Here is a 21644-nt window from a genome sequence, read left to right as displayed (position 1 = left end):
GTATTTAATAGGAGAAGTCTTTTGAAAAAATGGATATTGGCAGCTGCAATTTCAGCAGCATTAGCAGGTTGCGCTAATCAAGCTATCGCGCCTTTACCTGCTGGCGTTACTTTGGTTGAAACGGTTTCAGCTAGCCAGAATCAACTCGGTATTCCCTATAAAAAATATGTATTAGCGAACGGGCTTACGGTGATTTTACATCAAGATAAGTCAGATCCTTTGGTACATGTTGATGTGACTTATCATGTTGGTAGTGCTAGAGAATTGCCTGGCCGCAGTGGTTTTGCACATTTGTTTGAACATATGATGTTTCAAGGTTCACAGCATGTTGCTGATGAGCAGCATTTTAAAGTGATCACCGAAGCGGGCGGTACTTTAAATGGTACCACTAACAGTGATCGCACTAATTATTTTGAGACAGTACCCAGTAATCAACTTGAAAAAGTGTTGTGGTTAGAATCAGACCGAATGGGCTTTTTACTGCCAGCATTAACAGAAAAGAAATTTGAAGTTCAACGTGAAACGGTTAAAAACGAACGTGCACAACGTATCGATAATCAACCTTATGGTCGTATGAATGAGCGTTTTGACCAAGCCTTTTATCCGCAAGGACACCCATACTCTTGGCCTGTTATTGGTTGGCCAAAAGATTTAGAGCGAGCCAACTTGGGGGATGTTAAAGCTTTCTTCCAGCGTTGGTATGGTCCCAATAATGCTACCTTAACCATTGGTGGTGATTTTAATGAGACACAAGCATTAGCTTGGGTTGAAAAGTATTTTGGGGATATTCCTCGTGGACCAGAGGTGAAAGCAGAAGCTAAACCATTAGTGACGTTAGATAAAACTCGCTATATTTCGATGCAAGACAGAGTTCATTTGCCACTATTACGAATCGGCTTCCCGACGGTATATTCACAGCACCCAGATGAAGCTGCACTAGATTTGTTAGCTAATATCTTAGGTGGCGGTAAAACATCACTATTATATAAAAATTTAGTGAAGAATGGTTATGCGGTACAAGCGGGTGTGAGCCATCCTTGCCGTGAGCTTTCTTGCCAATTAGCTATTTATGCGTTAGCCAACCCTGCTAAAGATGGCAATTTAAAAGATCTGCAGCAACGTGTCATGACATCAATTAATGAATTTGAACAACGTGGTGTAACTGATGCGGATTTAGAAAAAGCGAAGGTTCAATTTGAAGCTGATACGATTTTTGGATTACAAAGTGTCAGAGGGAAAGTCTCTACGCTAGCTGCCAACCAAACTTTTACGGGTAATCCTGATCTTATTGCTAAAGATCTACAACGCTATGCCAGCGTGACTAAAGCCGATGTGATGCGGGTATTTGAACGTTACATTAAAAACAAACCTATGGTGGTCATGAGCGTTGTCCCTGAGGGGAAAACAGACTGGATTGCTCATAGCGATAATTTTACACCGCCAGCAGAAATAGTCGCTAAAGATGCTGTGCCATCAACAGCAAAGGTCGCGCCTATTGAGACTCATTTTGATCGTTCTGTTATGCCTAAAGCAGGCAAAGCACCATTAGTAAGTGTGCCTAATTTATGGGATGCAACGCTTAAAAATGGTATCGAAGTGATGGGCACGCAAACTAATGAAACACCAACCGTTGAATTACTAATTTATCTAAATGGTGGTCATAGGTTAGAACCTGTAGCAAAAGCTGGCGTGGCGCAGTTAACCGCAGCAATGCTAAATGAGTCATCAACTCAAAGAAGTACTGAACAATTAGCGCAAGCATTAGAGATGCTGGGCAGTAGTGTTAGTTTTGGTGCGGGTGAAAGCCAAAGCTATATTAAAGTGTCTAGTTTAACTGAGAACTTGCCTCAAACATTGGCGATTGTTGAAGAGAAACTATTTAAGCCTGCATTTAAAGCGGCTGATTTTGAACGTCTTAAGCAGCAACAGTTACAAGGTTTGCAGCATCAGTTGTCAGATCCTAACTACATCGCATCGACGGCTTTTGATCAACTGTTATTTGGTAAAGACAACAGTTATGGCGTTCCGGTAGACGGTACAATTGCTACGGTATCTAAATTGACATTAGCTGATATAAAGCAGTTTTATCAGCAGCAATATCAAGCGGGTAATGCGCAAATAATTACGGTGGCTAATCTTGACCAACAAAAAATGACCATGGCGTTATCTGGTTTAGCCAATTGGCAGGGCAAAGGCGAAGCATTACCTGCGTTACCAACTTTACCTAAGTTAGATGCGGGTACGATTTACGTGATTGATAAACCTGATGCCGCGCAATCAGTGATTATGCTTGGTAAGCGTGCTTTTGCTTATGATGCAACAGGACAGTACTTTGATGCATATTTAATGAACTATCCATTAGGCGGTGCATTTAATAGTCGAATTAATTTAAATTTACGAGAAGATAAGGGCTATACCTACGGTGCTCGTAGTTATTTTACTGGCGGCAGTGAGGTCGGTGCATTTATTGCGAGTGCAAGTGTGCGTAGTGATGTTACTGGGCCTGCCTTATCAGAGTTTATTAAAGAGATTAACCATTATCAGCAGCAAGGTATAACTGATAAAGAACTCGAATTTATGCGTAATTCTATTGCACAGGGTAAAGCGCTTGATTATGAGACGCCTTATCAAAAAGCCGGTTTTATGCGGATGATTCAAAAGTATAAGTTAGATCATGATTTTACGGCTAAGCAGGCTGATATAATTGAACATATCGATAAGGAAACGTTAGATAAATTGGCAAAATCTCAATTGCAGTTAAAAGATATGGTGATATTAGTTGTTGGTGATAAAAGCAAAATAATGCCGCAATTATCGACACTCGGTTATCCTATTGAAAATTTATTGTTGTAAATAGTAGATTAGTCCTTATATTTGACTCTTACGTGGCAGTTTTTCTGCCACGTTTTTCAATAGTAATAGACAGTATGAATGGTTAGGTTAATGCCAACTGACCCAATATAAACTCAACTAAAGTGAGTCATGAATTGAATATCTTACAGCAACGCTTAACCCACCTTTCATCCTCTGTAGGACGTCGTGCTTTATCTACAATGAAGCGTGGTATTGAACGAGAGGCGCTAAGAATTGACGGTTCAGCTCAAATAGCTCAAAACTCTCATCCTCAAGCATTAGGTTCTGCGCTAACTCATCCCAAGATCACTACTGACTACAGTGAGGCTTTACTTGAGTTTATTACTCCAGTTAACGAAGATATTGATGCCTTGTTAGATTGTTTGATGACGACGCATGCCTATACAATGAAGCATTTAGATGGTCAACGTTTATGGCCATTCAGCATGCCTTGCTATATCACTGAACAGACAAATATTCCGATAGCTCAGTATGGCAGCTCAAACTCAGGCAAAATGAAAACCTTATATCGACAGGGCTTAACCCACAGATATGGTGGTTTGATGCAAATCATTTCTGGAGTGCATTTTAATTTCTCTGTGTCTGATGAGTTATGGCAATTATTGTATGAGCAATCTGATAAGTCTGTGGCATTACAAGATTTCAAATCGGCAGCTTATTTTGGACTCATCCGTAACTATCGCCGTTTAGTTTGGGTATTACCTTATCTATTTGGTGCTTCACCTGCACTATGTCCGTCATTCATTAAACAAGGCAAAAGTCCTTACCAGTTTGAGACGAGTGCTAAAGGAACCTTATACCTACCTTATGCAACATCACTGCGTATGAGTGATTTAGGTTATACCAATAATGAGCAAGATGCGCTTAATATTAGCTATAACTCTTTACCTGAGTATTTAGCGGGTTTATCTGATGCAATGTTAATGCATTCAGATAAATTTGCTCAGATAGGGGTTAAAGTTGATGGTGAGTACCGTCAGTTAAATAGCAATATATTACAAATTGAAAATGAGTTTTACTCACCTATTCGTGCTAAGAGAGTCGCTAAACGTGGTGAAAAACCCTCAGAAGCATTAGCGCGAGGTGGGGTTGAATATATTGAAGTACGCGCCCTTGATGTTAATCCATTTAGCCCTATCGGGATTAATGCTCATCAGGTCAGATTTTTAGATTTGTTTTTACTTTATTGTTTATTGAGCGATTCACCAGATACTGCTGATGTCGAAGAAGCCGAAATAACCGCTAACTTAAATGCAGTGGTATTAACCGGTAGAAAGCCTGATTTGCAGCTACAACGCCATGGTGATGATATCGCCATGCAACAGTGGTTAAATGAATTATTTGTTGATCTTGGCAAGATTGCTGAATTGATTGACGGTGAAGAGTTAGCTTATGCTCAAGCATTAGCCCACTGGCAACTTGCAGTGGATGACCCTGATAAAACCCTATCAGGACAAGTATTGAATGCGATTTTAAATGATGATGATGCTCATGCGCGTTGGGGCGTTCGTTTAGCGGAAGCCTATCAACAACAGCTTTTTGAATATCCATTAACAGATGCTCAAATTGCATTATTTGAAAAAATGGCGACAGATTCTTTAGCTGAGCAGGCAAGGTTAGAAGCGGTGCAAGAGCAAAGTTTTGAGCACTTTTTAGCTGATTACTTTAATTATGCGCAATAATTTATTTAACATCACATCAGCATCATTATTAGTGATGCTGATGGCTGGTTGTAGTTCAACAGATGTTGCAGTGCCCACTTGTGGCACTATTTCTGCGTATTTACCTACAGATAAAGCAAGTAATATATATCCTGCAGTGATCACTCATTTAGATGGCAAACCTGTTATATCTATGCCTAATTTTGTGGTTCCACCAGGAAAGCATACGCTAACCATGGCGGCATTGATTGATTCGCCTAAGTTAAAAGTAAAATTGGCAGCAAGAACTGAAAAAACATTAGAGGTGAATGTTGTGGCTGAGCAGCAGTACCATGTTGCCGCACAATTTAATACTGATAAAGTTTATTATGGTATGGATAGTCATTATTGGCAGCCCGTCATTTGGCAACAAGACGAATTGCAGTGTAAGCCAATAACAACGCCTTATTAGTCAAGGAACTGTGATGTCTCGTTTAAAGCTGTTGTTAGGAGTGGTGCTCGTCAGTCAGTTAGCAGGTTGTGCTACGGCGCCGCCTCGTCAACCTGATAATATTTGTGCTATTTTTAATGAACATTATTCATGGTATGAAGCGGCTAAAGATACCCGTGAAAAATGGGGTGTACCAGTCCATGTTCCTCTAGCTATCATGTATCAAGAAAGCTCTTTTAAGCATAATGCCGCACCGCCCATGGAATATTTTTTAGGTTTTATACCGATTGGCCGTGCAAGCTCTGCTTATGGCTATGCTCAAGCTAAAACAATGACATGGGATGATTACGTCAGAGAAACCGGTAATAGTTGGGCCAGTCGCAGTAATTTTGATGATGCTATGGATTTTATGGGATGGTTTATTTATAAAACCCATAAAATTAATGGGGTATCTAAATGGGATGCTCGTAAGCAATATCTGAATTATCACGAAGGGTGGGGCGGCTACAAGCGCGGTACCTATCGTAATAAGCCTTGGTTAGGCAAAGTAGCTACCCGTGTTGATGAACGTGCGCGGCGCTATGCTGCGCAATACAGGCAATGCCAAAAAGAGTTAGATCGTTCTTGGTTCTCGCGCTTTTTCTTTGGTTAATCTCATTTAATATAACAAAGCCTCCAATTACGGAGGCTTTATTGTATTTGGGCAAGTATTACTTGGCCAGTGTGATATATATAACAGAACTGTTTATCATCAATATACAATGTATATTGACCAGTATATGCTTAATGCGAAAGTATTAGTTTATATGTTGTAAATATGCAAATTATTGAGTAAAAAATAAGTTTTTTGATTTGTGTGTTAATTGTGTTTTTTTTTATAAAAATATTTCAGATGTAAATCGTTCTTGTTTTTCAGCTATAGAAATCCATTTAAAAAATTAAAATATTAAATAAATGTGGATGAAAATCAAAATGCTAACAAGTAAAAATATTATAAATTTAAAATAAATATTAATATCAAACTGAGCTAATATTAATAGTTAAAATATAAAATTCATAAGCCATTTCATTTCTTATCACAATTGTTCATATATTTTCATATCAAATTTTCTATTATTAAGCTTAACAGTCGAAATATAGCGGCTATAGCTGTCATCATCGATTAAAATTAGTGGTATTAGCGATATATTGAGTGCTCATTTACGACTTTATGGTATCGCAATATTTCAATGCTTGAAGGAAATTTAGTGGTTGTCTTGTGCCGATAAAGAACGCTATCAGGGCGGGTTATAGAGACGCTGTATGCATGCTAAATCGCAATAATAGGTAGGTATAATTATAGCTCTATTTGGCTATTTATAGATGATATAGCCTTCTATGAAAGGCTATGTCTGAACTGCTATAACGATGCAATATAGTTGAGTTTGGAAGAGAGTAGAGTGCTTTTTTAGAGGGTAAAAAAAAGCACTATTAGTCAGAGACGAATAGTGCTTGGATATACTTAAATCAGTCGCTATTTCGCAGGAGTAGCCCCTTTAGCATTTGGCATATCTTTAGCGTGAACTTGCAGATATTTCAGTAAAGTCTGCTCTTCAGTCGGCGTTAGCGAGTAATAAGGTTTCATCGCTTTCATCGAATCAATCCACTTATTCGCGGTTAGGAAGTTTGGCGCGGTTGCTGCGTGACAAGCGCTACAGGTATTGTTATACATGCCTTCAGCATACTGCCATACCATCTTGATATTAGGCTGTAAGTACTTCTGATTAATCCAACCAGTAATTTCTACTTGTTGCCATACCATGCCAGTCTTAGCATCTGTTTGTTCTTTTAGAAGCTTCTCTGTTGCTTTACCAGCTTCTTTTAGTTTAGCAACAACAATGAACTTACCCATATCTTGAGTAATGACAGCGCTTTGCGCAGATTTCTCATGCCAGCCGCTAAATTTAACTTGTAGCATACCGTTTTGCTTACTGATGACAGTCACTTTAGATGCGGGTAATAACTTACCTTCAACTAGGCTGCTATCAGTTGCTTCGCTGTAGATAGTCTTTTCAGTTAGCGTGAATAGTGTGTCTACAGGTGGCGCAATAGAAGAGTTAGCTTTTAGCTGATCAAACACTTTATGGAAGTCTTCATTCATCATAGGTAATTGGTGTGCAATACCTTTATGACACTCAATACAGTTCATGTTTTTAGCTTCAGCATCAGTCATTGCAGCTGCAGCCGCTGGAGACTGTTTAGCGTGGTCCATTGCTGTATATGAGTGACAACTCTTACATGGTGCTGAGTTGGTTTCTTTCATCATATTCCAGACGTTTTCAGCCATCTCTTGACGATGCTGTTCAAACTTCAATGGTGTATTAATATCTTTAGAAATAAATTCACTATATATATCGCCAACACCGCCAAGTTTAGCTTTCATGAAATCAATTGGATTGTTTTCAGGAATATGGCAATTACGACATTCAGCTCTTACACCCATAGGGTTTTTAAAGTGAATAGTATTTTTATATTCATTATAGTTTTCTTTCATCGAGTGACAAGAAACACAAAATTCTGTCGATGAACTATATTCGATTGATTCATGGAATGTGAACACTCCAAGTAAGCTAATAAATATTGCAATGATTGCAATGGTTAATACCGAATATTTACTGCTCGGGCGACTAAAAAATTGCCAAATTTTTTTCATACTAGCATTCCAATGAGTTAAATAAACATCAAAGCGATTTGACTGATACTATTATTATAGTAATTAAACGTTGATATTTGATATATGATACAGATATATTTGTTTCATTGATACAAATACGCGTAAATACAGGGACTTGTTGCATGTTTGTAAATTATAGAACAATTTACGTCTATAATTGATTTGTTAAGTAAATTTCTGTGTGGTTATGGCCATGTTTCTTATAAACAGTTAAGTAACTACACATATTTTTAGTGATTTTCGACTAAATATTAATGTGGAAAAAAATATGGCTATTTCACGGCGCAATTTTTTAAAGGCTTCATTAGCATCTGCTGTTGCGGCTCAAGGGTTAACTTTATTTCCAGCAGATAAAGTATTTGCTAGCGATACTCAGGTTATTCACCATGCTACTCACTATGGTCCATTTAAAGCGATTGTAAAAAATGGCAAATTAATTGGTGTTCAACCAATTAGTGAAGTTGATGATTTTCCTACTGAGATGCTAACTAAAGGCGTATTAAGTCGTACTTATGATGATACTCGCGTGATGTATCCTATGGTGCGTAAATCTTTTTATGAAGATCCGCTAGGTGATCACAAACCACATTTACGTGGTAAAGAACCTTTCGTACGTGTTGATTGGAGCACGGCAATTGCATTAGCAGCTTATGCGATTGCAAAAACCATTCAAGAGCACGGTAACGAAGCTGTTTTCAGTTCTTCATATGGTGGTTGGTCACATGCAGGTTTAATGCGTCCACAAACACTGCAAGGTCGTTTCTTTAATTTAATTGGTGGTCAAAGTAGTTGTAGTGGCGACTATTCTGCTGGTGCTTCTGAAGTTATCTTGCCACATATTATTGGTGATCTTGAAGTTTACTCTCCACAAACTGCGTGGGAAGTCATCGAACAAAATACTGAAGTATTCATCTTTGTAGGTTGTGATCCATTTAAGACTAACCGTATTGAATTTACTGTTGCCGATCATCAAATGCATCAGCATTGGTTAGAGTTCGCTAAAAAAGGCATTAAGTTTATTTCAATCAATCCACAAAAGACCCATTCTGATATTCAGTTGGGCAGTGAGATGATTAATATTCGCCCTGGTACTGACACTGCACTGTTCTCTGCAATGTCTTATCATCTATATGCGACTAAACAGCATGATCAAGCTTATATCGATAAGTACACAACAGGTTTTGATAAGTATCTTGCTTATTTAGACGGTACTGAGGATGGTGTTAAGAAGACACCTGAATGGGCTGCGACTATTACGGGTGTACCTGCAGAACAGATTGTACGTCTTGCTGAAACTATGGTGAAAAAGCGTACTCAGATTGCTGCTGGTTGGGCATTGCAACGTGCTGACCACGGTGAAATGATCCACTGGTCAATCATTAACTTTGCTGCGATTGCTGGTAAAATTGGTAAACCAGGTGTGGGTTGTGGATTTAGCTGGCACTATGGTTGTGGTGGTATGCCGCAATCAGGCAAGCGTATGCCAATTGGTTTATCACAAGGCCGTAACCCTGTAACTAAAACGGTACCAGTAGTATTGATTTCAGAGATGCTGAACAATCCTGGTAAGGCATTTAGCCGTGATGGTACGCCTAAGACATTCCCTGATACCAAGTTAATTTATAACTCTGGTAACAACTTAATGTCACACCAACAAAATACTAATGAGTTGATTAAAGCATTAGAGAAAGTTGATACCATTATTTGTCAAGATCCTTGGTGGTGTGCATCTTCTCGTTACGCTGATATCGTATTCCCATCAACAACCACTCTTGAACGTAATGATATGAGTCTGGTGGTACTTATAGCAATAACAAGATTTATGCGATGAAGCAGGTTATTGAGCCTGTTGGCGAGAGTTTAGATGATTATGAAATTTTCTCACGCTTAGCATTCTTGTTTGGTGTCTATGATGAGTACACTGGTGGTAAGACAATGATGGAACATTTACGTCATTCTTACGAAAACTCAGATGGTACTGATGATTTTGATACGTTCTGGAAGAATGGTATTACCTTCTTACAAACACCTGAAGCGGCAGATGCTTATGTGCGTCATGCTGATTTCTATGCGGATCCTAAAAAGCATCCATTGCACACACCATCAGGTAAGATTGAACTTTATAGTTCAACTATTGCATCTTTCGATATTGCTGACTGTCCGCCAGTGCCTAAATGGTTACCGCCGTTTGAATGGTTAGGTAACGCTAAAGAAGGTCAAGTGCAAGTATTGAGTCCACATCCATGGATGCGTTTACACTCACAAATGGCAAATGCTGACATCAACTCTTATGAGTCTGTTGATGGTCGTCAAATTGTGATGATTAACAAAGATGATGCGAAAAAACGCGGCGTTAAAGATGGTGATGTCGTTGAAGTTTATAACGAACGTGGTACCACGCTATGTGGTGCTAAGATTTCTGCTGATTGTATGCCTGGTGTTATTTATATCCATGAAGGTGCTTGGTTACAATTAGATGACAAAGGTCGTTGTAACTCTGGCTCAATCAATATGCTGACATCTAGCCAACCTTGTAGTGGTTTAAGTCAAGCAACCAGTGCGAATACTTGTCTAGCTTACTTCAAGAAGTGTACTGATGTTGAATCAGCTAACAAAGCTTACGAGCCACCAAAAGTGGTACCATCAACTAATAGCGTTGATATCTGGAGCTTACAGCTAGGTAAACGTCTAAAAGCTGTTGGTGGTGGTAAGAAACAGACTCAATCGAAGGGTGAAGAGCTTTTCTATGGTAGCTGTACATTATGTCATGCTGCGCCGCACCCAGCTGATTACACCATTGGTCAGTGGGAAGGCATTACCAAGAGTATGTTCCCTAAAGCAGGTTTAAGTGCTGCGGATCAAAAATTGGTATTAGAGTTCTTAGAAAAGAATGCTAAGAAATAATATGGGTTAAGTTGTGATGAAGAAGGAGCTCAATATGAGCTCCTTTTTTTACGTTATGCACATTGGCATTTATGCTGGCGCTTATTTTGATACATCATACTGTCAGCTGCAGTAAAAGTTGAGGACCAATCAGGACTGTAAATACTATAGCCATAACTGAATAAAATAGGGTAATGGTGATGTTTCGTCAGTAGCTGTTGTATGGTATGCAGTTGTTGTTTAATATCATCAAGCTTATCGTTTGATAACACAACAAATTCATCCCCTCCTAAACGCGCCAATATTTGATCATTATGCCAGACTTTTTGCATGGTTTTAGCCAGCGCTTTTAGTGCACAATCACCCTGTTGATGGCCATATATGTCATTAATCAGTTTTAGATCATTCATGTCTATGATAATTAAATAGCTGACATTTGTGTGAGATTTCCAGCGTTTATAGGCATCATTAAAAAACTTGCGGTTATATAGTCCGGTTAGTGCATCCATATTTGCAAGCTTTTGAATTTTAGCTGTTTTATGATAAATCGCGATAGCGTTACTGGCCTCATGGCACAATATTTGGAGCAAATTTTTGTCATATTCATTAAATGAATTATTTTTACTGCTATCAATATTGATCATGGCATAAAGCTGACCATCAACATGGATAGGGCCTGATAGGGTTGAATGAATTGCAGAGTTTGGCGCACTAATGAGTAATGCCTGATCATCATTTGATATGCTGGTTTCTGCATTAATCGTTTGAATATCATCAATAATGACGACCTGATCACAACGGCCTTGGGTAAAGCGAAAATTAAATGACTGTTCTAAGGTGAAGTTAATCAAAGATAATTTATCAATATCTAAATTAATAACAGATGTGAACTTTAATTTATGGTTGGGATAGACCTTAATAATACAACCCATATCGGCATTGGCTAAATGACTAATCGTCTTATGGAGCAAGCTATCTAAGAACATCTGTTCATCTTTATATTGGCTGGATAACTTTATTAGGTCTAACACGCTATCATTTAATTTAACAACTTGGCTTAAGTGTTGTTTAGTTTGTTTGTGCTTAAAGTGAAATAAGTAGGCAATCGCGAGTTGGGCACCAATAAGCATGATACAACTGATTAAGATGAATGACAGTTGAGCTTGTTGCCAAAATTGAAATATAACACAGAAATAAACAATGACTTGGGTTACAAATAACAGCTGTATCATACAGTTAGTATGTTTAGAATTTGCGCGCAAGGTGAGTTCCTTTGGCATAATGCCATTCTAAAAGATTTTGTTTTGCCAAGATAATTTTGCATCGTCGCGACATTTGGGGATAGTGATTAATAGGGATACTGTGATCTGAATGCCATTAGTTTTCCCCCTTTGTTGTAAATATACTCAGTTGATATTCAGCGTTAGATAAATTGAACACTCTGTTTTGTTACTTTTTATTTACAATATGATGGGGGTTGGCGATAATGCGCTCGCTGATGGCTTGGGGGAGTCTATTGGCATTTATAATAACTTTGCCCTACACAAAGGAATACTACTGATGAGCCAACCATTTGTTGCCGTTTTAATGGGATCTGATTCTGACTTACCAACGATGCAAGCAACCCTTGATATTTTAGCTTCTTTCAACATTAAGTATGAAGCTAAAGTCACCTCTGCTCACCGTACACCTGCCGCGACTCACGATTATGTCACTGATGCTGAAGCTCGTGGCTGTAAAGTATTTATTTGCGCTGCGGGTCTTGCGGCACATTTAGCTGGTGCAGTTGCTGGTATTACAACTCGTCCAGTGATTGGTGTGCCTGTTGATTGTGGCCCATTAAAGGGACATGATGCTTTATTATCAACAGTAATGATGCCTGGTGGCGTCCCTGTTGCGACAGTTGCTATTGGTAGTGCTGGTGCAAAAAATGCGGGTTATTTAGCCGCACAAATGTTAGCGGTTGCTGACGATGCATTAGCATTAGCGGTTAAGCATGAACGTCAAGCTTCTGCTGAAGCGGTTGCGGCTAAAGATGCTAAGTTGCAGCAGAAATTAGCTGCACTTTAATCGATGAATGAGTCATAAAAACGCCACTTAGAAAGTGGCGTTTTTTATGGCGATTACTTACCGATAAAAGGCTGCATTACCCGTGGTAATACCCCTTGGATTTTTGATATGGCAACACCATAGTTAGTCACTGGAATGTTACGACGTTCGCATTCTCTCACTCGGCGGATCATTTCGGTGCGATTTAGCATACATGAACCACAATGAACGACTAGTGCATAGTCTGCTAGGTTATCTGGAAAATCATGGCCAGCTTTAATATCAAATGTCAGCTGCTTTTGGCTATAATGCTTAATCATATTTGGCAGTTTTACACGGCCAATATCATCTTCCTGTGAATGATGACTACATGCTTCAGCCATCATGATTTTATCGCCATCTTGCAGATTATCGAGCGCATCAGCGCCTTGAGCAAGAATTGCTAAATCCCCTTTAAAGCGGGCAAATAAAGTTGAAAATGTCGTAAGCGGCACATTTTCTGGCACCACTTGAGTAACTTGTTTAATCACCTGTGAATCCGCAATGACGATTGCAGGCGGTGTATTCAGTTGCGCCAATGCTTGTGCTAGCTGACTTTCTTTCACCACGATAGCCATAGCATCATGATCTAATGCCTCTCTAAGAACCTGCACCTGTGGCAAGATTAACCGACCTTTAGGAGCTGACATATCAATAGGTACCACACATAGTACAGTTTCGCCTGCTTGATATAAGTCGCTTGCTAGCACTTGTTCCTGTTTAAGCTCTGCTGGTGCGATTTCATAAATAGCCTGCTTGATTTGGTCTGCACCCATGTTAAGTGTGCTAGATGCGGCTAAATAGGCTAATTGGTGTTGTTGACAGTAATCAATATCTTTATTTTTGATATCGCTGATATCAGCTTTATTAAAGATGATTAAAAATGGAATTTTTAACTGTTGTAGTTCTTCAATTAATTGTAATTCTTTCGCTGTTAACCCTTGCTCATCTGTGACTAGCAGGCAAATATCGGCGCGATATAGAATTTTAAGACTAGCCTTGATACGTTGCAGTCCAAGTTCACCCTCATCATCTAAACCTGCAGTATCATAAAAAGTCACAGGCCCAAGTGGTAACAGTTCATAGGGTTTAGAAATTGCGTCAGTTGTTGTGCCTGCGGTATCTGAGACAATTGCAATATCTTGACCTGTTAATAAATTAAACAGAGATGATTTGCCAGCATTGCGGCGACCAATAAGTGCAATTTGATAACGGACGCCACGTGGCGCCGAATTAGCGATCATTGTTGACATAGTTTTTCCTACAAGCGTCACCTCGAGTTGAGGATGGCGATAATCCGATAGCTGATATTGCTGATTTGATGGTGCTGACTCGATCAGCTAATTTAGCGGTACTGGTATTTTTACCGGGATAAATATTGTAATCAGCGAAAATTTGTTCAGGTGTAAATGATGGCATGACCACATTCGCACCGCGTAATAAAGCTTGTTCACGAGCCCCTTGTTGCAGTGCATCAAGCGCACTTGTCGCTGGAATATTAGCGCCAGGGTTAAGTAGCCTTAAAATAGCGCTAACACGGTGACTCAGTAACACATTGCCATTTGGCTCATCAGCATAAGGTGTTTGTGGATGTGCCACAAAAGGGCCACATGCAAGCATATCAAGCTGTAATTGGCTAAGGCTGATAATGTCATCAGCCAGCATATCCAAACTCATCCCCGGTAAATTGACGATAATGCCTGAACCTGTTTGGTAACCTAAATCTTGTAATTGTTTAATCTTCGCAAGGCGTTGATCAAATTGTTTTTTAGGCCGACATTGATGGAATAAAGCTTGGTTAAAGGTTTCCATCTTCAGTAAATAGCGGTCGGCTCCAGCTGCACGCCAACAATTGAGTTCTGCTAAGCTTCTATCGCCTAAAGAGAGCGTAATGGCAAGATTGAACTGTTGTTTTATCTCAATAATCAGCTGTTCGATATCTTGCACTCGAAAGCGAAAATCGTCGCCTGATTGCAATACAATGGTGCCCATGCCTTGTTGCTGAGCCGACTCTGCTGCTGATAATATTTGTTGATGATTTAAGCGGTAACGATTGACTTCACGGTTGCTCGTTCTTAAACCACAATAGTGACAATCGTTACGGCATTGATTAGAAAATTCAATAATGCCGCGCATGAACACCTGACCTGAAAACTGTTCCAGTGTTGCGGCATGTGCCTGTTTAAACAAATTATCATCATCACATCCCTGTAATAATGTGAGGATTTCAGTTTTTGTAAACATGAGTTGAGTCGAACCTAGTGGCATTTTTTATAACATGACGGCATTCTGCCATATATCGATAAAAGCTTATTTGAGCGGGTGAAAGTTCTGTGAGCTGCGCAGCTTGTTGCAACCAAGAGTGTGTTGTTGCGCAATCAATTGCTAATATTTGACCATTAATTTGCAGCCAAATGCCTTGTGGTGCACCAATCTCAGCATGTGCGTATTGTCCGCTAAAAATATGATTATCGATCACTAATATTGGCTGACAGGGAAGTAGATCGCTAATCAAATACTCAACTTGATGCGGATATAACTGGTGTAATTTTTGGCACCAATGACGCGATTGTTGAAACAACTGTTCGATTTCTGCGAGTGTTAATTGTTGTCTTAATATTTGACCGAACTCAGTATGCCAGCCACAACTAGGGTCGAATGCTTGTTCAATCAAATAGAGTTTAGTTTGTGGGCTGCTTGATAGTCGGTCAGTAAGTACTTGCTCAACTCTGGAACCTGCAAAATTACTATAAAGTGCTGCATGAAATACAATATGCTGACCAGTACGTAATTGTTGACACAAGGCGTCAATATTGAGGCCTTGTGTCACTGTGATGGCGGTTTCAATCATCAATTATAGATAGATATCGCGTTGGCCTTCGTCGGTTTTATCAATGCATGCAATGACATTCTTACGACGGCTTGGGCTGAGCTTATCTAGTTCTTGTTGAATTAATTGATTACCTGCTGCACGAGTTTCCTCTGATGCATAATCATTGAGATATTCGCGGAAGGTGATCAAGGCATTAGGCTGACAGAATTTACTGATAAATTGCTGTTTTGCGAGTCCCATAAAATGGTCACCAGTTCGGCCTTTTCGATAACAACCCGTGCAGAATGAAGGCACTGATTCTGAATCGTTCACTAAGTCTAAGATAGTTTGGTCAAGGCTACGGTGATCACCTAAGGTGAATTGCTGGGCATCAATTTGTTCAATTTGAGCATCTTGATATGCACCTGGATAAGTACGAGAACCTGCACTAATTTGAGAAACGCCAAGGCTTAGCAGCTCTTTACGTAACGCTGCAGTTTCGCGGGTACTGATGATTAATCCTGTATAAGGTACGGCTAGGCGCACAATGGCAATAATACGCTTAAAACGCTCATCATCAATCGCATATGGCGGTGCTTCAGAAATCTCTGAACCTTGCGCCGGCTCAATTCGTGGGAATGAGATAGTATGCGGGCCTACACCACAGTCTTGCTCTAATTGGAAAGTATGAGCTAATAATGCTAATAGTTCATAACGATAGTCATATAAACCGAATAGTGCGCCAATACCGACATCATCGATCCCGGCTTCCATTGCACGATGCATGGCATATAAGCGGTATAAGTAGTCTTTTTTCTTACCTTTTAAATGGACACTTTCGTATGTTTGCTGATGGTAAGTTTCTTGGAAGCATTGGTAAGTTCCAATTTCTGCTGTTTTTAGTGTTTTAAAGTCAGCAACATCAAATGGCGCACAATTCACATTGATACGACGGATTTCTCCGCCCTTATCGGTACGAACTGAGTACATGGTTTTGATGCTTTCAACGATGGCATCCACGTTATTACGAGGGTGTTCACCATACACAGCTAAAATTCGCTTATGGCCCATTCTTTGTAAAACTTCGACCTCTTTACGGATCTCATCTTGCTTTAATGTTTTACGTTTTAATTCATGGTTATCTGCATTAAATGCACAATAGCTACAGCTATTAGCACAATGGTTACTGATGTACATTGGTGCAAACAGTACGATACGGTTGCCATAAATTGTATCTTTAATTTCGCGAGCGACTTTAAATAACTCTTGGTCAACTTCTTTATCTTGATTTTGCAGTAGAATTGCTGCTTCCTGCATTGTTAATCCTTCACAAAGACGTGCTTTATTTAGGATGGCAATAACCTGTTCCTTGGTCGGTGCTGACGCTTCATCGATCATTTGCCAAATGGCCTGATCATTAATGAAGTTCACTGTTGGATCATATTGCGGTGTTTTTAATGGAGGATGTGCACTCATTTACAAAATCTCAAACGCTTTTTTAAAAATGGCAGCGGTCATGCCGCTGCCAGAGTAGAGGGATATTAGTCGTTATTTGGCAACGACTTGATCACCACTCGTAGTAGTTGGAGCAATCTCTTGTTCAACCCACAATGGTGTATATTCAGCAGCATCATGATAAGGCACGTTACCGTGTACCATCATCGCTTTGAAGTCATCCCAACGGTACACAGCTAAGAATAGGTGTACTGGTAGGAACATTGTTAAGATTAAACCTGCAACTAGGTGAATCATACCTAGTGCGTAAGTCATGTCACGTGGCACGACATGTGGCACTAACCACAGTACTAAGCCAGAGATAATCAGTAATGTGCCGCCAATTAATACACAAGCACCAAATAGTTTTTGGCCTGAGTTGTACTTATTCATTGGTGGAACAGGGACTTTTTTGCCGAGTAGGAACTTTTGTGGGTAGCCACCAAGTACCATAAACCATTTAACATCACGCATAGATAAATTAAATACACGAGCGATAAATAGTACGACGCGATCAAAAGCAAAAATAGTGAAAGCAACGGCATCGATAGACATGATCACACCAGCAATGATGTGGATGTCATAGGTGAGTTGCATACCAGCTTGTGATAGCGGTTTAAAAAATAGCAGTAAGCCAGTTGCTGCTAATGGTAAAAAGCTTAATAGTAAAATGTAATGAAAAATACGTACATTTAACGGGTGCTTTAAAATTGGACGAGTATCATGTTGATGCATGTGAGCCTGCTCCATTATGATTGTAATTTAGTACGATCAACAAAGTGGGTATGTAATAGGTCATGAGATAAATGTCCTAAAGGCTCGCCACCAAAGTCTTTGTAATATTGCTGCACTGCAGGGTTTGCGTGGCTAACACGAATTTTTGCAATAGCATCATCTTGGTATAGGCCAGCACTACGCGCTTTAATATAATCATTACGCTTAGCGATGCGGCTAGAAATCCAACCAACAGGAATAGCCATTACAGCGATAAATGCTGCACCAACAGCCATAAAGCGGCGGCGAGATAGAAAAAAACTATCTTCAGCAAATTCATAATTCTTTTTAGTCATTTTTCGAGTTTCCTTTAGATATTCGCAACCCAAGAGGTGCCGCTTCCATCAATAGGTTGGCCACCACCATTAACACAACCACCTGCACAGTTCATTACTTCAATGAAGTGGTAAGGAGATGTACCAGCAAGTACTTCTTGCAGGATTGGTTCAATATTGCGTGACATGTCGTGAATAACAGCTACATTGACCGTAAGTTCTTTGTTCAGGCTCTTATCGGTTAAAGTCACTGAGGCAGTTTTAATACCTTCTAAACCACGTACAGGTTCAAATTCTAATTTTGGTAACTCTTCTTCAGTTAGCACTTTGTAAGCAGTACGAAGTGCTGCTTCCATTACGCCACCCGTTGTACCAAAGATGGTGCCAGCACCGGTGTATTGAGAGAACAAGCTGTCGCCTTTATATGGCGCGATAGTTGCTAAATCAATATCAAGTAATTTTAATAGTTGTGCCATTTCGCGAGTAGTTAATACTGCATCCACATCTTGATATGGCGCGGCATTAGAACCTTGCTGCTGGTGGTATTTCCATGCGCTATTAAATTCAGGGCGTGATGCTTCTAATTTCTTAGAGGTACACGGCATGACTGATACAGTGAAGATCTTCTCAGGCTGCATGTCATAGATTTTCGCGCCATAAGTTTTAGCAACGGTACCAGACATTTGTTGAGGTGATTTTGCTGTCGATAAATATGGCAATAATGATGGGTATTTGGTTTCAGCGAAACGAACCCAGCCAGGGCAGCAAGAGGTAAATTGTGGTAATGGACCAGCATTCGTTTCACCTTTTACTAGGCTACGAACACGGTGAATAAACTCTGAACCTTCTTCCATAATGGTTAAGTCGGCAGCAAAGTTACAGTCAAAGATTTTAAAACCTGCGTGGTTCATGGCACCGTACAGTTTGTCGGTAACAAGTTCACCAGTACCTAGGCCAAACTCTTCACCAATCGCAACACGAACAGCAGGGGCAATGATGCCAACTACGGTCGTATTTTTATCAGCAAGTTTTTGGATAACTGTTTCAAGTGCGCTATGTGTTTCTTTAATTGCACTGAATGGGCAGTTGATCAAACATTGACCACAGCTTAGGCATTTTTCTTCGTTAATGCTATGAACTGCGCCAGAGGCGCCTTCGATTGCATTAGTTGGGCAGAATTTTTGACAAGCATCGCAGCCTTTACACTTTGATGCATCAATTTCAATCAGCCCGCGGATTTCTCCTGGTTGATAAGTGGTTGCTGTCATAGTTTACGTCATTCTCTATATAATGATTTTATCGTGAGGTTTATTTGTTTTTATAATGGATAGTAATTACTGAAAACGCGCAAAATATAATTGAATCCATATTTGATTAAATTGTCCTTAATCAAATATTTAAAATTATTAATATTTTGAAAGATGATATTTGTCTATAAATTTGAAGTGCGTTGTATTTTCGAAAATCAAAATTTACTTTTGTTGTCAAAAACAACTAAGTATTTATATAAAGGAAATTCTAATTAATTAAATACTTAATTAGACTAATGAAAATAATAACAAAAACTTACCTATATTCTGTAGTTGGTAGTATGTATCAATATGTATTTAACTAAATGTGACTTAATGTCTGTTATTGATATTTTATTTAAGTTTTAATTAATGTTGGAATTATTAAAGCCCTCTACTTTATATAAAATAGAGGGCTTTATTTGCTAATCGTTTAACGCGTCTTGTAATGTTGGGTAGAACTTTAATATGCCTTCAATCGGCTGTACTTTTGCTTTTGCTAATGTTCTTAACGGTTGAAATTGCACATCCGAAATTTTTAATTGGCAGTGATGATGTTGACAATGTTCAATAAGTTATGTAATGCAGATAAACCTCCTGCATCAAGCAGCGATACATTATCAAAAGATAAAATAATCATCTTTTTATGAACCGTTTTCATCGCAATTTCAGAGAATATGTTATCTGCAGCGGCGAAAAACAGTGGGCCATTAATTCGAAAAACAGCAACATCGTCACCTAAGTCATCAGCGACATATCGTTTGTTATCTTTAATATCTACCAGCTTGGTCATTTCTGCAGTTTCTTTCATAAATAGCAATGCTGCTAAAATAATACCTAGACTGATAGCAATGACCATGTCAAATAGAACGGTAAGGCTAAAACAGGTAAAGAATACTAAAATGTCACCGCGTGGAGCCGTTTTAATAAGTTCTATTGCTTTATGGGCTTCACTCATATTCCAAGCAACGATCAGTAATAGCGCCGCCATTGCTGGCATCGGTAAATATGAAAGGACACCAGCCAGTGCAACTAAACCAAGTAATACTACTATGGCATGAATCATTGCCGCGATAGGAGTTTGTCCGCCAGCTTTTACGTTTGCCGCACTACGAGCTATTGCTGCTGTTGCAGGAATACCGCCAAAAAATGGGGCAATGATATTACCAATACCCTGGCCGAGTAATTCACTATTCGCACTATGACGTTTACCTGTCATGCCATCTAAAACGACGGCGCATAACAAGGATTCAATTGCACCTAACATGGCAATAGCAAATGCTGAAGGTAATAATTCTTGGATCATATTCCAACTAAAACCTAATGCATGGCCATTGGCACCGTCTTGTAACCAAGGCAACTTAAATTCAGGCGGTAATGCAGGAATACCATTGGCTAAACTACCATCTGCTAAATAGTAGTGGAATCGGCTACCAATGGTTGCGATATCCATTCCCATACTATTTAAATATAGTGCCAACAAGCTGCCAACGATGATTGCGGGTAGGTGGGCTGGAATAGGCGTTTTAAATTTTGGCCAAATTAACATGATGGCAAGGGTAACAATAGCCACTGTCATACTAGGCCAATGCGCAGATGGGATAGTTTGAATTAACGTATAAATTTTGTCCCAATAGTGCTCTGGCATAGCATCGATACTTAAACCAAAGAAATCTTTGATTTGTAGCGTTGCAATGACAATACCGATACCTGCAGTAAATCCTAGGGTGACAGATTCAGGAATATACTGAATAAGTTTACCTAATTTCAGACAGGCCATTGCAATAAGGATACAACCTGACATGACTGTCGCCATTAATAAGCCTGCAAGGCCATATTTTTCAGCTATCGGATAGAGCAATACCACAAATGCAGCCGTTGGGCCCGAGACGCTGTAACGTGATCCCCCCGTTAAAGCAATAATGAAACCACCAATAATAGCGGTATATAAACCATATTGAGGGGCAACACCACTCGCAATAGCAAGTGCCATCGATAATGGAATTGCAATAATACCAACGGTTAAGCCTGCTAAAAGATCTTGGCTAAACTTTTTAAAGCTATAGCCTTCTTTTAAGCAGGCAATGCTAAACGCATAACCAATTTTAAGGGAGAATAAGTGGGCTCTATGTGACACAGTCGTTTGGCTCCTAAGAGCAAATTGAAAAAAGGCGCTTATTTTAAGCTCACAAACACAGAGTATGTTTGATGATGATCACATATTCAAATTGAGTTGCTTTTTTTTTATGTGTTTTTATGTAAGCGAAAAATAAATAACCATTTTATGCTTTAATTTCGTTTATAGGGATGAACAACTCATTATAGCTAGGGATAGACAAGCCGTTATTGAA

The 21644-nt window shown here is 39.3% G+C and carries 16 protein-coding genes and 1 pseudogene; 7 read left to right on the top strand and 10 right to left on the bottom strand.

Features of this window, described 5'->3' with window-relative positions; translation table 11 throughout:
- The first annotated feature begins 21 nt into the window (after positions 1-21).
- The 4 genes from JCM15074_RS18440 to JCM15074_RS18425 all read left to right on the top strand — a co-directional run bounded on the left by JCM15074_RS18440 (position 22) and on the right by JCM15074_RS18425 (position 5617).
- The gene (locus JCM15074_RS18440) at positions 22-2853 is read left to right on the top strand and encodes a M16 family metallopeptidase (RefSeq protein ID WP_025823191.1); all 2832 of its coding nucleotides are present in this window, start codon (positions 22-24) and stop codon (positions 2851-2853) included.
- A 134-nt stretch (positions 2854-2987) separates the two neighbouring features.
- Positions 2988-4556: a glutamate--cysteine ligase gene (gshA, locus tag JCM15074_RS18435; protein ID WP_267880205.1), complete on the top strand. Its 1569-nt coding sequence runs from the start codon at positions 2988-2990 to the stop codon at positions 4554-4556.
- Positions 4546-4986: a hypothetical protein gene (locus tag JCM15074_RS18430; protein WP_025823188.1), complete on the top strand. Its 441-nt coding sequence runs from the start codon at positions 4546-4548 to the stop codon at positions 4984-4986. Before gshA ends, JCM15074_RS18430 begins: the two co-directional genes overlap by 11 nt.
- A 13-nt stretch (positions 4987-4999) precedes the next feature.
- Entirely contained in the window at positions 5000-5617 is a 618-nt protein-coding gene (locus JCM15074_RS18425) for a transglycosylase SLT domain-containing protein (RefSeq protein ID WP_025823186.1), read from the top strand.
- Between the two features lie 861 nt (positions 5618-6478).
- Here the strand turns inward: JCM15074_RS18425 and torC are convergent.
- Positions 6479-7657 carry a pentaheme c-type cytochrome TorC gene (torC, locus tag JCM15074_RS18420; RefSeq protein WP_025823184.1) on the bottom strand — a complete coding sequence of 393 codons (1179 nt, stop codon included), beginning with the start codon at positions 7655-7657 and terminating at the stop codon, positions 6479-6481.
- 289 nt (positions 7658-7946) lie between these two features.
- On the opposite strand from torC, the gene JCM15074_RS25125 reads away from it, so the two are divergent.
- Positions 7947-9509 (top strand): molybdopterin-dependent oxidoreductase, encoded by a 1563-nt coding sequence (locus JCM15074_RS25125; RefSeq protein ID WP_234400283.1) that lies wholly within the window; start codon positions 7947-7949, stop codon positions 9507-9509.
- Positions 9506-10582: a molybdopterin dinucleotide binding domain-containing protein gene (locus JCM15074_RS25120; protein WP_234400282.1), complete on the top strand. Its 1077-nt coding sequence runs from the start codon at positions 9506-9508 to the stop codon at positions 10580-10582. The genes JCM15074_RS25125 and JCM15074_RS25120 overlap by 4 nt, the downstream gene beginning before the upstream one ends.
- A gap of 53 nt (positions 10583-10635) precedes the next feature.
- On the opposite strand, the gene JCM15074_RS18410 is transcribed toward JCM15074_RS25120, so the two are convergent.
- Positions 10636-11823: a sensor domain-containing diguanylate cyclase gene (locus tag JCM15074_RS18410; protein WP_051536956.1), complete on the bottom strand. Its 1188-nt coding sequence runs from the start codon at positions 11821-11823 to the stop codon at positions 10636-10638.
- 298 nt (positions 11824-12121) lie between these two features.
- Here JCM15074_RS18410 and purE point away from each other — a divergent pair, with 298 nt between their 5' ends.
- A complete protein-coding gene (gene purE / locus JCM15074_RS18405) occupies positions 12122-12631 on the top strand; it encodes a 5-(carboxyamino)imidazole ribonucleotide mutase (RefSeq protein ID WP_025823180.1) in 510 nt (169 codons plus the stop codon).
- Between the two features lie 53 nt (positions 12632-12684).
- On the opposite strand, the gene hydF is transcribed toward purE, so the two are convergent.
- The 8 genes and pseudogenes from hydF to dauA all read right to left on the bottom strand — a co-directional run bounded on the left by hydF (position 12685) and on the right by dauA (position 21430).
- Positions 12685-13902: a [FeFe] hydrogenase H-cluster maturation GTPase HydF gene (gene hydF, locus JCM15074_RS18400; protein ID WP_025823178.1), complete on the bottom strand. Its 1218-nt coding sequence runs from the start codon at positions 13900-13902 to the stop codon at positions 12685-12687.
- Positions 13883-14893 carry a [FeFe] hydrogenase H-cluster radical SAM maturase HydE gene (gene hydE, locus JCM15074_RS18395; protein ID WP_025823177.1) on the bottom strand — a complete coding sequence of 337 codons (1011 nt, stop codon included), beginning with the start codon at positions 14891-14893 and terminating at the stop codon, positions 13883-13885. Before hydE ends, hydF begins: the two co-directional genes overlap by 20 nt.
- Positions 14877-15500 carry a hypothetical protein gene (locus JCM15074_RS24270; RefSeq protein WP_025823175.1) on the bottom strand — a complete coding sequence of 208 codons (624 nt, stop codon included), beginning with the start codon at positions 15498-15500 and terminating at the stop codon, positions 14877-14879. The genes hydE and JCM15074_RS24270 overlap by 17 nt, the downstream gene beginning before the upstream one ends.
- Positions 15501-15503: 3 nt before the next feature.
- The gene (gene hydG, locus JCM15074_RS18385) at positions 15504-16937 is read right to left on the bottom strand and encodes a [FeFe] hydrogenase H-cluster radical SAM maturase HydG (protein ID WP_025823173.1); all 1434 of its coding nucleotides are present in this window, start codon (positions 16935-16937) and stop codon (positions 15504-15506) included.
- Between the two features lie 72 nt (positions 16938-17009).
- A complete protein-coding gene (locus JCM15074_RS18380) occupies positions 17010-17690 on the bottom strand; it encodes a cytochrome b/b6 domain-containing protein (RefSeq protein ID WP_025823171.1) in 681 nt (226 codons plus the stop codon).
- Positions 17691-17704: 14 nt separating this feature from the next.
- Positions 17705-18025, bottom strand: coding sequence for an iron hydrogenase small subunit (locus JCM15074_RS18375; RefSeq protein WP_025823169.1), 321 nt, complete (start codon positions 18023-18025; stop codon positions 17705-17707).
- A gap of 14 nt (positions 18026-18039) precedes the next feature.
- The gene (hydA, locus tag JCM15074_RS18370) at positions 18040-19272 is read right to left on the bottom strand and encodes an iron hydrogenase large subunit HydA (RefSeq protein WP_025823167.1); all 1233 of its coding nucleotides are present in this window, start codon (positions 19270-19272) and stop codon (positions 18040-18042) included.
- A 446-nt stretch (positions 19273-19718) separates the two neighbouring features.
- Positions 19719-21430, bottom strand: a pseudogene (dauA, locus tag JCM15074_RS23015) (C4-dicarboxylic acid transporter DauA).
- Positions 21431-21644 lie beyond the last annotated feature (214 nt).

The organism is Shewanella marina JCM 15074 (genome assembly GCF_000614975.1).
Lineage (GTDB): Bacteria > Pseudomonadota > Gammaproteobacteria > Enterobacterales > Shewanellaceae > Shewanella > Shewanella marina.
Note: the sequence above shows the minus strand (reverse complement) of the source record. Positions and strands in the feature narration are given on the sequence as shown.

Bases quoted from the DNA above. Each gene is read 5' to 3' on its own strand.
- hydE (WP_025823177.1), bottom strand. From the start codon at position 14,893: ATGTTTACAAAAACTGAAATCCTCACATTATTACAGGGATGTGATGAT.
- JCM15074_RS18375 (WP_025823169.1), bottom strand. From the start codon at position 18,025: ATGACTAAAAAGAATTATGAATTTGCTGAAGATAGTTTTTTTCTATCT.
- hydG (WP_025823173.1), bottom strand. From the start codon at position 16,937: ATGAGTGCACATCCTCCATTAAAAACACCGCAATATGATCCAACAGTG.
- JCM15074_RS25125 (WP_234400283.1), top strand. From the start codon at position 7,947: ATGGCTATTTCACGGCGCAATTTTTTAAAGGCTTCATTAGCATCTGCT.
- JCM15074_RS18380 (WP_025823171.1), bottom strand. From the start codon at position 17,690: ATGCATCAACATGATACTCGTCCAATTTTAAAGCACCCGTTAAATGTA.
- hydF (WP_025823178.1), bottom strand. From the start codon at position 13,902: ATGTCAACAATGATCGCTAATTCGGCGCCACGTGGCGTCCGTTATCAA.
- JCM15074_RS18425 (WP_025823186.1), top strand. From the start codon at position 5,000: ATGTCTCGTTTAAAGCTGTTGTTAGGAGTGGTGCTCGTCAGTCAGTTA.
- hydA (WP_025823167.1), bottom strand. From the start codon at position 19,272: ATGACAGCAACCACTTATCAACCAGGAGAAATCCGCGGGCTGATTGAA.
- JCM15074_RS18430 (WP_025823188.1), top strand. From the start codon at position 4,546: ATGCGCAATAATTTATTTAACATCACATCAGCATCATTATTAGTGATG.
- JCM15074_RS24270 (WP_025823175.1), bottom strand. From the start codon at position 15,500: ATGATTGAAACCGCCATCACAGTGACACAAGGCCTCAATATTGACGCC.
- purE (WP_025823180.1), top strand. From the start codon at position 12,122: ATGAGCCAACCATTTGTTGCCGTTTTAATGGGATCTGATTCTGACTTA.
- torC (WP_025823184.1), bottom strand. From the start codon at position 7,657: ATGAAAAAAATTTGGCAATTTTTTAGTCGCCCGAGCAGTAAATATTCG.
- JCM15074_RS25120 (WP_234400282.1), top strand. From the start codon at position 9,506: ATGAAGCAGGTTATTGAGCCTGTTGGCGAGAGTTTAGATGATTATGAA.